At 67.7% G+C, this 12,695-nt stretch carries 14 protein-coding genes; 6 read left to right on the top strand and 8 right to left on the bottom strand.

Going from position 1 to position 12,695, the window contains the following annotated elements; genetic code table 11:
* Nucleotides 1–15: 15 nt before the first annotated feature.
* From BQ8420_RS18170 to BQ8420_RS18155, 4 genes are all read left to right on the top strand, one after another.
* Nucleotides 16–687, top strand: a complete 672-nt coding sequence (locus BQ8420_RS18170; protein WP_087100326.1) for a sigma-70 family RNA polymerase sigma factor — start codon at nucleotides 16–18, stop codon at nucleotides 685–687.
* Nucleotides 684–989, top strand: coding sequence for a mycothiol system anti-sigma-R factor (gene rsrA / locus BQ8420_RS18165; protein WP_087100325.1), 306 nt, complete (start codon nucleotides 684–686; stop codon nucleotides 987–989). Before BQ8420_RS18170 ends, rsrA begins: the two co-directional genes overlap by 4 nt.
* 792 nt (nucleotides 990–1,781) lie before the next feature.
* On the top strand, nucleotides 1,782–3,137 hold the full coding sequence (locus BQ8420_RS18160; protein ID WP_200815974.1) for an HD-GYP domain-containing protein: 1,356 nt from the start codon (nucleotides 1,782–1,784) through the stop codon (nucleotides 3,135–3,137).
* Nucleotides 3,137–4,471, top strand: coding sequence for an HD-GYP domain-containing protein (locus BQ8420_RS18155; protein WP_087100323.1), 1,335 nt, complete (start codon nucleotides 3,137–3,139; stop codon nucleotides 4,469–4,471). The genes BQ8420_RS18160 and BQ8420_RS18155 overlap by 1 nt, the downstream gene beginning before the upstream one ends.
* Nucleotides 4,472–4,476: 5 nt before the next feature.
* Here BQ8420_RS18155 and BQ8420_RS18150 read toward each other — a convergent pair whose 3' ends face one another.
* Nucleotides 4,477–5,274, bottom strand: a complete 798-nt coding sequence (locus tag BQ8420_RS18150) for an SDR family oxidoreductase (protein WP_087100347.1) — start codon at nucleotides 5,272–5,274, stop codon at nucleotides 4,477–4,479.
* Between the two features lie 131 nt (nucleotides 5,275–5,405).
* Entirely contained in the window at nucleotides 5,406–6,146 is a 741-nt protein-coding gene (locus BQ8420_RS18145; RefSeq protein WP_087100322.1) for a GntR family transcriptional regulator, read from the bottom strand.
* Between the two features lie 146 nt (nucleotides 6,147–6,292).
* Between BQ8420_RS18145 and BQ8420_RS18140 the strand changes: the two genes are divergently transcribed.
* Nucleotides 6,293–7,837 (top strand): sensor histidine kinase, encoded by a 1,545-nt coding sequence (locus BQ8420_RS18140; RefSeq protein WP_087100321.1) that lies wholly within the window; start codon nucleotides 6,293–6,295, stop codon nucleotides 7,835–7,837.
* Between the two features lie 175 nt (nucleotides 7,838–8,012).
* On the opposite strand, the gene BQ8420_RS18135 is transcribed toward BQ8420_RS18140, so the two are convergent.
* Both BQ8420_RS18135 and BQ8420_RS18130 read right to left on the bottom strand, forming a co-directional pair.
* Complete coding sequence (locus BQ8420_RS18135) at nucleotides 8,013–8,273, bottom strand: WhiB family transcriptional regulator (protein WP_087100320.1); 261 nt, start codon at nucleotides 8,271–8,273, stop codon at nucleotides 8,013–8,015.
* Nucleotides 8,274–8,545: 272 nt separating this feature from the next.
* The gene (locus BQ8420_RS18130; protein WP_087100319.1) at nucleotides 8,546–9,475 is read right to left on the bottom strand and encodes a diacylglycerol kinase family protein; all 930 of its coding nucleotides are present in this window, start codon (nucleotides 9,473–9,475) and stop codon (nucleotides 8,546–8,548) included.
* An 83-nt stretch (nucleotides 9,476–9,558) separates the two neighbouring features.
* Here BQ8420_RS18130 and BQ8420_RS18125 point away from each other — a divergent pair, with 83 nt between their 5' ends.
* Nucleotides 9,559–9,960: a hypothetical protein gene (locus BQ8420_RS18125; RefSeq protein WP_087100318.1), complete on the top strand. Its 402-nt coding sequence runs from the start codon at nucleotides 9,559–9,561 to the stop codon at nucleotides 9,958–9,960.
* A 64-nt stretch (nucleotides 9,961–10,024) separates the two neighbouring features.
* Here the strand turns inward: BQ8420_RS18125 and BQ8420_RS18120 are convergent, their stop codons facing one another.
* From BQ8420_RS18120 to BQ8420_RS18105, 4 genes are all read right to left on the bottom strand, one after another.
* Nucleotides 10,025–10,783 carry an RNA polymerase sigma factor SigF gene (locus BQ8420_RS18120; RefSeq protein ID WP_200815978.1) on the bottom strand — a complete coding sequence of 253 codons (759 nt, stop codon included), beginning with the start codon at nucleotides 10,781–10,783 and terminating at the stop codon, nucleotides 10,025–10,027.
* Nucleotides 10,784–10,824: 41 nt separating this feature from the next.
* Complete coding sequence (locus BQ8420_RS18115) at nucleotides 10,825–11,250, bottom strand: anti-sigma factor (protein WP_067601466.1); 426 nt, start codon at nucleotides 11,248–11,250, stop codon at nucleotides 10,825–10,827.
* 125 nt (nucleotides 11,251–11,375) lie between these two features.
* Nucleotides 11,376–11,867: a GNAT family N-acetyltransferase gene (locus BQ8420_RS18110; protein WP_087100317.1), complete on the bottom strand. Its 492-nt coding sequence runs from the start codon at nucleotides 11,865–11,867 to the stop codon at nucleotides 11,376–11,378.
* A 114-nt stretch (nucleotides 11,868–11,981) separates the two neighbouring features.
* The gene (locus tag BQ8420_RS18105) at nucleotides 11,982–12,572 is read right to left on the bottom strand and encodes a class I SAM-dependent methyltransferase (RefSeq protein WP_087100316.1); all 591 of its coding nucleotides are present in this window, start codon (nucleotides 12,570–12,572) and stop codon (nucleotides 11,982–11,984) included.
* Nucleotides 12,573–12,695: the final 123 nt, after the last annotated feature.

The raw sequence follows: 12,695 nt of genomic DNA, 5'->3' as shown, positions 1-12,695 counted from the left end.
AGGAGGCCGAAGGGCTTGGAACAGAGCCAGGAGACAGCCGAGGAACGGGACGAGCGGTTCGAGAGGGACGTGCTCCCCTTCCTCGACCAGCTCTACTCGGCGGCGCTGCGCATGACCCGCAACCCCGCGGACGCGGAGGATCTGGTTCAGGAGACCTTCGCGAAGGCGTTCGGATCCTTCCACCAGTTCAAGGCGGGGACCAACCTCAAGGCGTGGCTGTACCGCATCCTCACGAACACCTTCATCAACACGTACCGGAAGAAGCAGCGGGAGCCGAAGCAGGCCGGCACCGAGTCCGTCGAGGACTGGCAGCTCGCGCAGGCCGCGTCGCACACCGCGGCGGGGCTGAAGTCGGCCGAGGCCGAGGCGCTCGAACACCTTCCCGACAGTGACGTCAAACGCGCGCTGCAGGATCTTCCGGAGGACTTCCGTATCGCGGTCTACCTCGCCGACGTCGAGGGGTTCGCCTACAAGGAGGTCGCCGAGATCATGGGGACCCCCATCGGAACGGTCATGTCGCGGCTGCACCGGGGGCGGCGTCAGCTGCGCACCTACCTTGAGGAGTACGCGGTGGACCGCGGATTCCTCCCGGCGACGCGGGCGGCCGAGGCCGCCGGAGTGGGCGCCACGGGTTCTTCCGCCGGCGGGCGGACACAGAGCGGGTCGGATCGAGGAGATCGACGATGAGCGGCGGCCACGACAAACCCGAGAAGGACACCCCGTGCAGTGAGATGCTTGAGCAGATCTACGTCTACATCGACGGTGAGCTCGGCGAGGGTGACTGCGAACAGGTCCGAGAGCACCTGGACGGGTGCAACCCGTGCCTGGACGAGTACGGCCTCGAAGAGGCCGTGAAGAAGCTCGTGGCCAAGCACTGCGGCTGCGATCCCGTCCCGCTGGACCTGCGGGACAAGGTGTTGGGCCGCTTGGCGCGCGCCCGGGAGGAGCAGTTGGCCCGTGAGGCGGGCGCCGGCTCCCCGCCCGCCTGAGGACTTATTCGCTTCGTGGCGAAGGTTGGAATTCCAGCCTTCGCCATTTTTTTGTGCCTAGGTGAGGAACGGCGTTCTCTGCTCGGTTTTGTTCCGTTCATATGCTTTTGTGGCGTTGTGTCACCTGTTTTCCTTCAGGCTCCGGGGTTTTGGTCACCGGGTGCCTTACCGGTCGGTTCCAGGGATGATCGACACGCCCGATCAGTTCGGGGTTCTTTCGGTCGTGACCGAGTCGGAATGTTTTTCCTATGGCCGGAATCGGCGCGCTTCTGCCGATTACTAGGAGTAGTCGTTACTGATGAGGTCCCGGGTGGGCGGTGTGCGGATGAACGGATCCCACGTGGATCGACCGTCTCCGGACAAAAGCGTATGATTACGCTGAGTAGTCGACCTGAATTGCTAATTGAATTAGTAATTCCACGTTTCGGAACCTGAGTGTCCGAAAGGGGTCCTCTGGCCGACCGGTTCGGGCTGTGGGTAATCAACCGGGTCTCGGGGCCCGTTAAACTGAAGGCCTTATCCAACGAATGAGGTAATTTGCGTGGCGTGCTCGGGGATGAGCGGGGCGCCGCGACGGGGAGAGGGGACAGCGATGTTCGCTGGCATGTACGTGGCTGCGATGTACGGAATTTTCATGGCTTCCGCTTTTACCGGATGGACCTGGTGGTAGAACAGAACCGGTGAAACCATGACAGTCCGGTCGTCGTCGGTGGGGGGTGAACGGGGGTGCGGGCTCTTCCAGGGGGCGCGCGTGTCTACGTAGGGATCATCGTTGTCAGTGCCGTCGCCATTGTGCTCGTCGGTCCCTATCAAGGGATCGACCTGGGGACCCTGGCGCTCATGGTGGTCCTCTTCGTGGTCGCGGAGTCGATCAGTACGCACGTCCTCGTCGACGTCAAAGAGGCCGGTATCTCGCCCAGTTCGGCCGTGGCCTTGGCCGCGGTCGTTCTGGTCGGGCCGGTCGGCGCCGCCGTCGTGGGGTTCTCCTGCGCACTCGCCCTTCGCCGACAGGCCGTGGTCAAGCGGGCCTTCAACGGGGCCCAGTACGCGATCGCCGGCTACGCGACCGGACACGTCTACCTCATGCTCGGCGGGACCGTCGGGGTGCCGACCCAGTCGGACTTCCCCGACATCGTGCTCCCGTACGTGGCCGCGGTCCTGGTCCACACGGTGCTCAACTCGGCGCTCATCGGCATCCTCATGTGGTGCCTGGGCGCCACCGACCAGGCACCGGGCCGGCGGCTCCAGCGTTGGCGCCCCCTGATCGCCTTGGAGGTCACCTCCATCGGCTATCAGATGTTGGGTCTGGCGATCGCCGCGGTCTGGGGCGCGGTCGGCGTCGTCGCGACGCTCCTCATCCTGTTGCCGCTGTTCATCGCGCGGTGGACCTTCGGACAGCAGACCGCGGAGGCGCGGGCGCACGAGGCCACCCTGGCCACTCTGTGCCAGGCGGTGGAGACCAAGGACTACTACACCCGCGGTCACTGCATGCGGGTGGCCGAGGGTTCGGCCATGATCGCCGCGGAACTGGGCATGTCCGCCGAGCGGGTGCAGAAGATCCGGTACGCCGGGATGCTCCACGACATCGGCAAGCTCGGGGTCCCGACCAAGGTGATCCAGAAGACCGGCAAGCTCACCGACGACGAGTACGCCGCGATCAAGCTGCACCCGACCCGCGGCTACGAGATCGTCCGGGAGATCAGCTTCCTCGACGAGGCCCTCGCCGGTATCCGCCACCACCACGAACGGTTGGACGGGCGCGGGTACCCGATGGGTCTGGTCGGGATGGAGATCCCCGAGTCCGCACGCATCATCAGCGTCGCCGACGTCTTCGACTGCCTGACCTCCACGCGGTCCTACCGCAAGGCCTGGTCGGTCGAAGAGGCCATCACCGAACTCCGTCGATGCGCGGGCACCCAGTTCGATCCCCGGATGGTCGAGGCCCTGGTCCGCGCGGTCAGCCGCGAGGGTTGGCAGACCCCGGACATCACCGAACCTCCGGGTGGCCGCTACGGTTCCACCGAGAAGGCCGATTCCATCCCCGTCACCGGCGCGCCTGCCGCGACCCCGGCGAAGAAGGGTGGCGGCACGGCCACGGTCGCCGAGTCCACTTCGGCCGGCGCCGTGACGGGTGGTCAGGACCGGTGATGACACAACAGCAGTCGGACGGGCCCGCACCCGCAGGATCGGAAGGCGGCGGACCCGAGGGCGGCGCCCTGGAACTCCAACGTCGGCGCGAACCGTTCTGGCGCACCTCACGTCCCCTGCGGGCCCTTCTCGTGGCGGGGGTGGGCGCCGCGTCCCTGACCGCCCTGGTCGGTACCGCGGTCAACGGGGTCGTCGACCCGGAGGTCGCCCTGGCCTTCTGCCTGGTCATCGCCGCGGGCGAGCTGGCCAGGATCACGCTGCCAGGGCACCGCGAGTCCGCCCCGATCGCGCTGTCCGGCGCGATCGCCTACGCCTACCTCATCAGTCTGGGCGGCGAACCGGTCCACCACGGTGTCGGCCAGGTCGTGGCGGTGGTCGCCCTGGGCGTGGCGTTGGGCGAACTCCCCCATGTGGCGGTGGGGCGCAGCCCCAGGGTGGAGGGGGTCGCCCGCCGGGTGCTCACCGCGCTGCTGTTGGCCGCCGCCTTCCGGCCGTTGGCCGATCACCTGTCCCTGACCGAACCGTCGATCCTGCTCGCCGTGATCATGACCGGACTGGTCGTGGTGGCCTGGCTCGTGGACGTGGTGATATCCGCGCTGTTGCGGGCGGAACGCCTGCGCACCCGCCCATGGGTGGCCGCTCGGGACGAGGCGAGGGCCCAACTCCCCACCGGTGTCGCGATCGCCTCCAGCGGTGTGCTCATCGCGCTGGCCTGCACCATCACCGGCCTGGTCGGTCTGCTGGTGTTCAGCGCCCCGCTGCTGGTCTCCCAGGTGGCCTTTCGCAGGCACGCGGAGGTGCGCCGCACCTATCTGGAGACGGTGTGGGCCCTGTCCCGGGTCACCGAGGTGGGCGGCTACGTCGAGAACGGACACTCCCGCCGGGTGAGTCGGCTCGCCCATGGGATCGCCTGTGAGCTGGGGCTGGCCGAACGCGAGCTGTTGGCACTGGAGTACGCGGCGCTGATGCACGACATCGGCCAGTTGTCGCTGCGCGAACCCATCGCGGGCGGGGCCACCGTGTTGTCCTCGCCGCGCGAGCAGCGCCGTATCGCCGAGCTGGGTTCGGCGATCATCCGGGAGACCGGGGTGTTGGACAACGTCGCCGAACTGGTCCGTCGCCAGTGCGAACCACTGGGCGGCGACGGCGACGAGGGCGTGCCCCCGCTGGGCAGCCGCATCATCAAGGTCGCCAACGCCTTCGACGACCTCGTCGGTGACACCCGCGAGGATGAACGCCGCACCGCGGTGATCGAACGGCTGCGGATGGACACCGGAAGCGAGTACGACCCCCGCGTGGTCGACGCCCTGGGCAGGGTACTCGCCCGCGGCTGACCCCGTCAGCGGTGGGCGGCGGCCCGTAGCGTCCCTTCCAGGAGCTCCCGCTCGGCATCGAAGGGATAGCGGGTGGGCGCGACGTCCGCCGACACGATCCAGGCGTCCCCGTCACCGCCCTCGGCGATGACCCGTTCGGCCAGGTCCGCGACGGGCTCGGCCGACAACGTCCGGTTGCCCAGCGTGCCCATGTCCATGCTCGGCAGGTATTCCCGTACCGGGTCCAAGAGCGGGGTGTCGACGAATCCGGGGCAGAGGGCGTTGAAGGTGACCGGGTCGTCGGCGAAGGTCATCGACAGGGAACGGACCAGGGCCAGGGCCGCGTGTTTGGTCGCCGCGTAGACCTCGGTGTGCGGGGAGTGGGACAACCCGGCGAAGCTGACGGTGACCACGATCGCGGCGCCCGGCCGGTGGCGCATCGAGGGCAGCGCCGCGTGCACCCCGTGGACGACCCCGTCCAGGTTCACTCCGACGGCCTGTCGGTAGTGCTCCAACGAATAGGGGACGCCCACGTCGGTGAAGCCCTCACTCGGACCGGTGATCCCGGCGTTCAGGTGCAGCACGTCCAGACCGTCGTGTTCGTTCGTGGCGAGATCGATCACGGCACGGACCTGCTCGAAGTCGCGGACGTCGGTGTGTTGGAAAAGGGCTCCGACCTTCTCCGCCAGCGCGGTTCCCGCTTCGGTGTCCACGTCGGCGATCACGACCCGGCCGCCGTCGGCCGCGGCACGACGCACCAACGCCGCGCCGATACCGCCGGCTCCGCCGGTGACCAGGACACTCTTGCCGGTGTAGGCGCTCACCATCGAACTCCGTTCCGTGGCTTGTCGGTTCCGAAACCGAATCTAGACATTGGACGGTCGAGGCACCAGGGTGAGAGCACCACCGTGCTCCGGGGAGCGGCCACGACCTTCCCGGTGGCCGCCCCGGGCGGTCAGACCCTCGGTGGGCGCAGACGTGTGACGAACTTGTACCGGTCGCCGCGGTAGAGCGAGCGCACCCACTCCACCGGGTGGCCGTCACCGTCGAAACTGTGCTGGCAGTGCAGCACCAGCGGTAGACCCACGTCCACACCGAGCAGCCGGGCCTCGTTCGGGGTCGCCAGAACGGTCTCGATCGAGGCCTCCGCCTCCGCGAGGGACACGTCGTAGGCGCTCGCCAGGGCCTCGTAGAGCGAGGCGTAGCGGTCGAGCTGGCGTCGGAGTCCGGGGAAGCGTCGCGCGGCCAGGTGGGCGGTCTCCACGGCCATGGGTTCGCCGTTGGCGAGCCGGAGCCGTTCGATCCGCAGCACACGACCGCCGGAACGGATCGCCAGGAGTTCGGCGAGCTGGTCGTCGGCGTTGATGTAGCTGACGTCCAGGATGCGGGTGGCCGGGTGCAGGCCGTGGGCGCGCATCTCCTGGGTGTAGCTGGTCAGTTGGAGGATCTGGGCGACCTTCGGCTTGGCGACGAACGTGCCCTTGCCTTGGATGCGCAGCAACCGGCCCTCGACCACCATCTCGGTCAGGGCCTGTCGCACGGTGGTGCGCGAGGTGCCGAACTGGGTGGCCAAGGCGCGCTCGGGCGGGACCGGGTTGCCCGCGGGCATCGCCTCGATCAGCTCCAGCAGTTGCTTCTTGACCTGGTAGTACTTGGGCACCCGGGGGTTGCCTTCCAACGTGCGCTGACCAGTCATCAGTCTCCTCCGCCGCGTCCCGTGCTCATCACGAACATCCCGTCCCGTTGTGGCCGGCCGTCGACCCTTTCGACCGCCGATTGGTGTGGACCATTGGTCGAGTGCGTATCCCTTGAGTATGCACGGCTTCATGGGATGATTTGTGAGTGCCTCACCTCAGCGACCTCATTCGCCGCCACACGTCACTCGAACAGGCGGACCTGGAGTGGATTCACTCCCTTGTCTCGGACTGGCAGCTTCTGGCCGACCTCTCCTTCGCGGACCTCGTTCTGTGGGTGCGCCTGCGTGAGGACGACGGCTGGGTGGCGATCGCCCAGATGCGTCCCACGACCGGCCCCACCGCCTTCCAGGACGACCTGGTCGAGACCGTGCTGCGGGACGACATGACCGAAGTCACCTCCCGATCCGGCCCCAGGGTGGTCGGCCGCCGCGCTCTCATCGACCGGGCCTGGAGTGAGGGGAGGATCTGCCGGGACGGCGACCCCGACTGGTCCGGCGGGGTGCCGGTGCGGGAGGAGACCATTCCGGTCCGTCGCCAGGGCAACCTCATCGCCGTCATCCAGCGCAGTACCAACCTCAGCTCGGCGCGCACTCCCAGCCGGCTGGAGCTCACCTACCTGCAGAGCGCCGGTGACCTGGCGCAGATGATCGCCGAGGGCGCCTTCCCGTTCAGCGATCAGGGGCCGCTCATGGTGCGCTCCCCGAGGGTCGGCGACGGTCTTCTACGACTGGACCAGAACGGGGAGGTGGTCTACGCCAGCCCCAACGCGCTGTCCGCCTACCGGCGCCTGGGTCTGACCGCCGACCTGGTCGGAGCCCGCCTGGACCGCACCACCCTGGAACTGGCCGCGCAGGGCGAGGCTCGCGATGAGAACCTCACCTACACCGCCAGTGGCCGGGCACCACAGGAGGCGGAGGTGGAGGCGCGCGGCGTCACCGTCCAACTGCGGGCCATCCCACTGGTCATCGACGGGGTGCGCATAGGAGCCCTGGTGATGATCCGCGATGTCACCGAGCTGCGCCGGCGCGAGCGCGAGCTCATGACCAAGGACGCCACCATCCGGGAGATCCACCACCGGGTGAAGAACAACCTGCAGACGGTGGCGGCGCTGCTGCGCCTACAGTCCAGGCGCCTGGACGTGCCGGAGGCGCGGGCCGCCTTGGACGAGGCCGTGGGCCGTGTGGGGTCGATCGCGATCGTGCACGAGATGCTCTCCCACACGCCCGACGAGGTCGTGGACTTCGACGGTATCGCCGACCGGGTCATGCAGATGGCGGCGGAGGTGTCCTCCACCGGCGACGTGGTGGTCCCGAGCAGGGTCGGCGGGTTCGGTCAGTTGAACGCACTGGTGGCGACACCGCTGTCGATGGTGCTGGCCGAACTGGTGCAGAACGCGGTGGAACACGGCTTGGGGCAGGGCCCGGGGAAGATCGAGGTGCGGGTGCAACGCTTCGACACCGGCCCGGGGTACCCGGGGCCGAGCAGCCTGGAACTGGCCGTCTCCGATGACGGCGGGGGCCTGCCGGAGGACTTCGACCTGGAGGGCGCCACGAGTCTGGGTCTACAGATCGTGCGCACCCTGATCGTGGGCGAGCTCGGTGGCACCCTGGCGATCGAGCCGAAGGAGAGCGGCGGCACGGAGATCGCGATCAGCCTGCCGTTGGAACACCCGGAGGGAGCGTTTCCCTAGGCCGGTCCGGACGGGGGAGGGGCCTGCGGGGATCGGACCGTGGACGGGACCAGGGGTGGGACCCCGCACGAGGCGCGCCGGTCCCCGCCCGTGCCGGCGGGGATCGTTCGGCGTCGTTGGTCGATCGGACCCGAACACGGGCCGAAGCGCTAGCGGAGGCCCCAAAAAGACACTGCTAGTGGCTACGGACCATGGGGCGCTGCGTGGAGCCGCTGCGCTTCTTCATCCGGCGTCGCTCCTCCTCGGAGGTGCCACCCCAGACCCCACCGTCCTGGCCGCTCTCCAGCGCCCACTTGAGACAGGCGGAGCTGACCGGACAGCGTTGGCAGACGGTTTTGGCCTCTTCGACCTGGCTCAGTGCAGGCCCGAAGTTGCCGATGGGGAAGAAGAGCTCGGGGTCTTCGTCACGGCAGGCTGCGTCATGGCGCCAGTCCATGCGGTCCACTCCTCACAGTTTGTGAAGCTTTTCACGATCGCTGTGCAAGGGCACCCGGCGAGAGGCTCACCGAAAACGGGTCTCCGGCCGGGAGGCTTGAGCTTTCACCCCACGGCCATGTGGGAAGCGCTCGAATTAACTCGCCCGTAACTCGCGGCGATATCTTGAGCGTGACAGGGTCACGACAGGCACGCAAGAGCTCCCGAGGTCAAAGGTCCTGTTCGACGTGTCAGGTGCGTCACAGTCGGCCCGAATGGCTTCTTACGCCGGAATTAACAGAAGATTCGTAATGCCTTCGGTACCGATTGGAAGTTGACCTCTTCACGTTCACCCAGGTATTCGCCGTCGATTTGGAAGGCCCTCGGGTGCTTCGACGTGATCCGCAGCGAACCCTGGTCGTGCCAGGTCACGTAGCCTTCACCCCGGCTGGGAAGGCCTTTGGGCAGGAACATTTGCGAAAGCACCCAGCCGGTCAACCAGTACGAGGAGCGGGTGAGCGCGAAAGCGTCCAGGCCCAGATCGAAACGGGAGGACGCGGTCGGCTGAAGTGGCAGAGCCCCCGCGTACGTCCACGGCGTGGTGTTGGTGACCAGGGCGAAATAGACGTCCTCCAGGGACCTTCCGCCGGCGGACACGGTAAGTGACGGATCACGTATATCCCCACCGAAGAACAGCTTTACCGCGACCTCCGCATACAAGGCGGGAGTGGCCTTCCGGCCGTTCTCGCGCTCGTTCTCCACCTGCTGCACCACGTCGGCGTCCCAACCGAACCCGGCACAGAACGTGAAGTAGCGGTCGTCCAGGTCGCTGCTGATCCGACCGAGGTTGACCTCGCGCTCCCGACCGGAACGGATCGCCGCGAGGATCTGCCCGGTCGCCTCCACCGGATCGCCGGAGACCCCCAACGCGCGGATGAACACGTTGGCGCTGCCCCCGGGGATGACCGCGTAACTGGGGCGTTTGTTCTCGGGGATGGCCAGGAGTCCGTTGACGACCTCGTTGACGGTCCCGTCGCCGCCCAGGCTCAACACCAGCTCGAAACCGTGCTCGGCCGCGTCGCGCGCCAACTCTTGGGCGTGGTCGCGGTAGGAGGTCTCCACGACGGTGACGTCCAACTCCGACCTCAGCGCACCCAGGATCACCTCGCGAGTGCGATCGGTGGTCGTGGTCGCTTTGGGGTTCACGATGAAGAGGGCGCGCACCCGGCCAGTGTAGGGGGTCGAGGGTGCGCGGAACCGCCAGGGGCGGGGCACGACAGGGCGGCCGGCCCGTATAGGTTTAACGGGTGTCTTCGCGTCCCATCACTCTCATCATCGCCGCCGCGCTGGAGGCCCTGATCGGGCTGGTCGCGGCCGTCGGCGGGCTGTACAGCCTGTACACGGTGATCGCCGGGCGGGCCACCGACGTGGTCTCCTCCGCGATCCCGCTCACCGTCATCGGCCTGGGCGTCGGCGCCTTGCTGATCTTCGTCGCCCGCGGTCTGCTCCGGCTGCGCGAGTGGGCCCGCACACCGGTGGTGGTCACCCAGCTGTTCCTGGCCGTGGTGTCGTACTACATGTTCACCGGCGAGCAGTACGTGCTCGGTGGGGCCCTGCTCGGCACCGCCGTCATCACGGCCGCCGCGGTCCTGGCGCCGACGACGACCGCGGCGCTGTACCCCGACGAGACGCCGCGCAAGCGCCGCTAGGACCGGGGTCGTGTTCGGGCGCCGAGTGGCAGGTCGCAAGCCCCGCCGGCGCCCGAACGGACCGTCAATCGTCGGTGGTGAGTGCTTGTCGCAGCTGGGCCAGGGTCCGCGCCAGTAGGCGGGACACGTGCATCTGCGAGATCCCCAACTCTTGGGCGATCTGTGACTGGGTCATGTTGCCGAAGAAGCGCAGCAGCAGGATCCGCTTCTCTCGGGGTGGGAGCTGTTCCAGGAGCGGCTTCAACGACTCCCGGTACTCCACGCCCTCCAGCGACTCGTCCACGATGCCGAGCGAGTCCGCGACCGCGGGGGCGTCTTCGTCACCGCTGTCGGGGGCGTCGAGCGACACCGTCGAGTAGGCGTTGGCGGACTCCAGGCCCTCCAGCACCTCCTCTTCGGTCATCTGTAGGTGCTGGGCCAACTCCGCGACGGTGGGGGAACGCCCCTCCCGTTGCGAAAGATCGCTGACCGCCTTGGTCAGTGAGAGCTTCAGCTCCTGGAGACGGCGGGGAACCCGCACCGCCCAACCCTTGTCACGGAAGTGGCGCTTGATCTCACCGACGATCGTCGGGGTCGCGTAGGTGGAGAACTCCACCCCGCGCTCCAGATCGAACCGGTCGATGGACTTGATGAGTCCGATCGTGGCCACCTGGGTGAGATCGTCCAACCACTCACCACGGTTACGGAACCGGCGGGCCAGGTACTCCACCAACGGCAGGTGGATCTCCACCAGCTCATCACGTATCGTGCGCCGGTCGGGCGAGTCCGCGTCGAGTTCGTTAAGGCGCTCGAACAACGCTCTCGCGCGCGCCCGGTCGGGCACCGCGTGCTCGGTCTTCGCTGTCAGAGCGGGCCCCCTTTCGCTCACGCCGGCTCCAACGTGCCGCGACGTTTGTACAGGACGATGTAGACGCGATCGTCCGGTCCGACCCCCGCGTCCACGTCCCCTGCCAGGGCGGACAGGACCGTCCAGGCGAAGGTGTCGCGGGCCGGGAGGCGCCCGTCCGCGGTCAGCACCGAGACGGAGATGCGCATTCCATCGGGGGTGAGTTCGAATTCCGTGGTCAGTTCTGTGCCGGGCAGCGCCTGGGAGAGGAGCATCGCGCAGGCCTCGTCGACACCGATCCTCAGATCCTCGATCTCGTCGAGGGTGAAGTCGAGTCGCGCGGCCAAGCCGGCCGTGGCCGTCCGCAGCACCGACAGATATGCACTGTCGGCGGGCATGTTGACGGTAACGGCGTCGCGTACACCGGTGGCGTCGGCCGTGGGCACAGCGGTTTCTTCGGTCACGTCCCTCCTTCGGGGGGCGAGGTTGCCGCTTGAATGCAATGTATCTCGTTTCACCCTGCCACTGACGCAGGGAAGTGAGATCGTGTCCGGCCGATGGTGGCCGAACCCGAGACGGATGGCCGGGCTCAGGCCTGTGCGGAACCCACTGCGACCAGCGAGTCGCCGTCCAGACGACGGACCGTCCACTCGTCCATGGGTGTGGAGCCCAACGACTCGTAGAACCCGATCGCGGGCGCGTTCCAGTTCAACACGGACCACTCCAGGCGGGTGTAGCCACGTTCCACGCAGATTCCCGCGAGGTTGCGCAGCAGGGCCCCGCCGTACCCGTGTCCGCGCATCTCGGGCCGAACGTACAGGTCTTCCAGGTAGATCCCGTACTTCCCGGTCCAGGTGGAGTAGTTGCGAAACCACAGCGCGAACCCCGCGGGGACGAGGGCACCATCGGTGTCCACGTGCTCCGCGACGTGCGCGTACACCGCCGCGTCAGATCCGAAGAGCGCCTGGTGAAGGTCGTCCTCGGTGGCCAGCACCGCGTCGGGTTCCTTCTCGTACTCGGCGAGTTCCCCGATCATCCGGTGGAGGAGGGGGACGTCGTCGGGACGGGCGGGACGGATCATCGGACCACCTCGGGTCAGGGTCGGTAGCGGCGGATGATCCCAGGGTATGCGCCTGACCGGTGAGGAAAGCGGGGCCCGTGGGCGGTGTGTGGTGATGGGTCGCTCACCTGGTGCTCAGTGTGGTCGGTGCGCCACCACGCGTTCCACCATTCCGAAGAACAGCCGGTCGTGGTGGCCCACCTCGAAACCGACCTCTCGGGCGACTTCCCGGGGAAGTCTGCGCGGGTGTTCGCGCCGGCGCTCCCGTAACCGCAGCGGCAGGCGCGTGTACTCGATGTGGTCGACCAGAAGAAGTCGGCCGCCGGGCACCAGGACGCGGTGCATCTCGCGCAGGGCCCGTTCCTGGTCGGGGATGGTGCACAGGGAGAGCGTGCACACCACGGTCTCGAAGGAACCGTCGGCGAAGGTCAGGCTCTGCGCGTCGCCCTCCACCAGCGTGATCGATCGTCCCAGTTCCTCGGCCTTCTCTCGGGCCTTGGCGAGCATCGCGGGGCTCAGGTCCAGACCGGTGAGTTCCACCTGGGGCGGGTAGTACCGCAGGTTCCGACCGGTCCCCACGGCCACCTCCAGGGTGCGTCCGCGGGCACCGGAGCACAGGAGCTCCCTGGTATCGCGGATGGCCACGTGCTCACAGTGGCCTCCGAGGTCGTATCGGCCCGCACGGTGCTCCCAGAGCCGCCGTGCCTTTTCCGTACGCGAGTCCATGCTTCTCCCCGGGACAGGATCGGGGTGCCCCTGGGCAATGACTCTGGGACCGGGAGGTCGGCTGGTCAAGGGGCGAGACCGGGTGTTTCACGATCACCCGGCGCCCACGTGGGGTTTCGGGCG

Source organism: Nocardiopsis sp. JB363, assembly GCF_900143625.1.
GTDB lineage: Bacteria > Actinomycetota > Actinomycetes > Streptosporangiales > Streptosporangiaceae > Nocardiopsis.
This window is presented reverse-complemented; position numbering and strand designations above follow the sequence as displayed.

Coding starts and splice junctions, on each gene's coding strand:
- BQ8420_RS18135 (WP_087100320.1), bottom strand. CDS start 8,273: ATGGACTGGCGCCATGACGCAGCCTGCCGTGACGAAGACCCCGAGCTC.
- BQ8420_RS18145 (WP_087100322.1), bottom strand. CDS start 6,146: ATGACTGGTCAGCGCACGTTGGAAGGCAACCCCCGGGTGCCCAAGTAC.
- BQ8420_RS18155 (WP_087100323.1), top strand. CDS start 3,137: ATGACACAACAGCAGTCGGACGGGCCCGCACCCGCAGGATCGGAAGGC.
- BQ8420_RS18105 (WP_087100316.1), bottom strand. CDS start 12,572: ATGGACTCGCGTACGGAAAAGGCACGGCGGCTCTGGGAGCACCGTGCG.
- rsrA (WP_087100325.1), top strand. CDS start 684: ATGAGCGGCGGCCACGACAAACCCGAGAAGGACACCCCGTGCAGTGAG.
- BQ8420_RS18110 (WP_087100317.1), bottom strand. CDS start 11,867: ATGATCCGTCCCGCCCGTCCCGACGACGTCCCCCTCCTCCACCGGATG.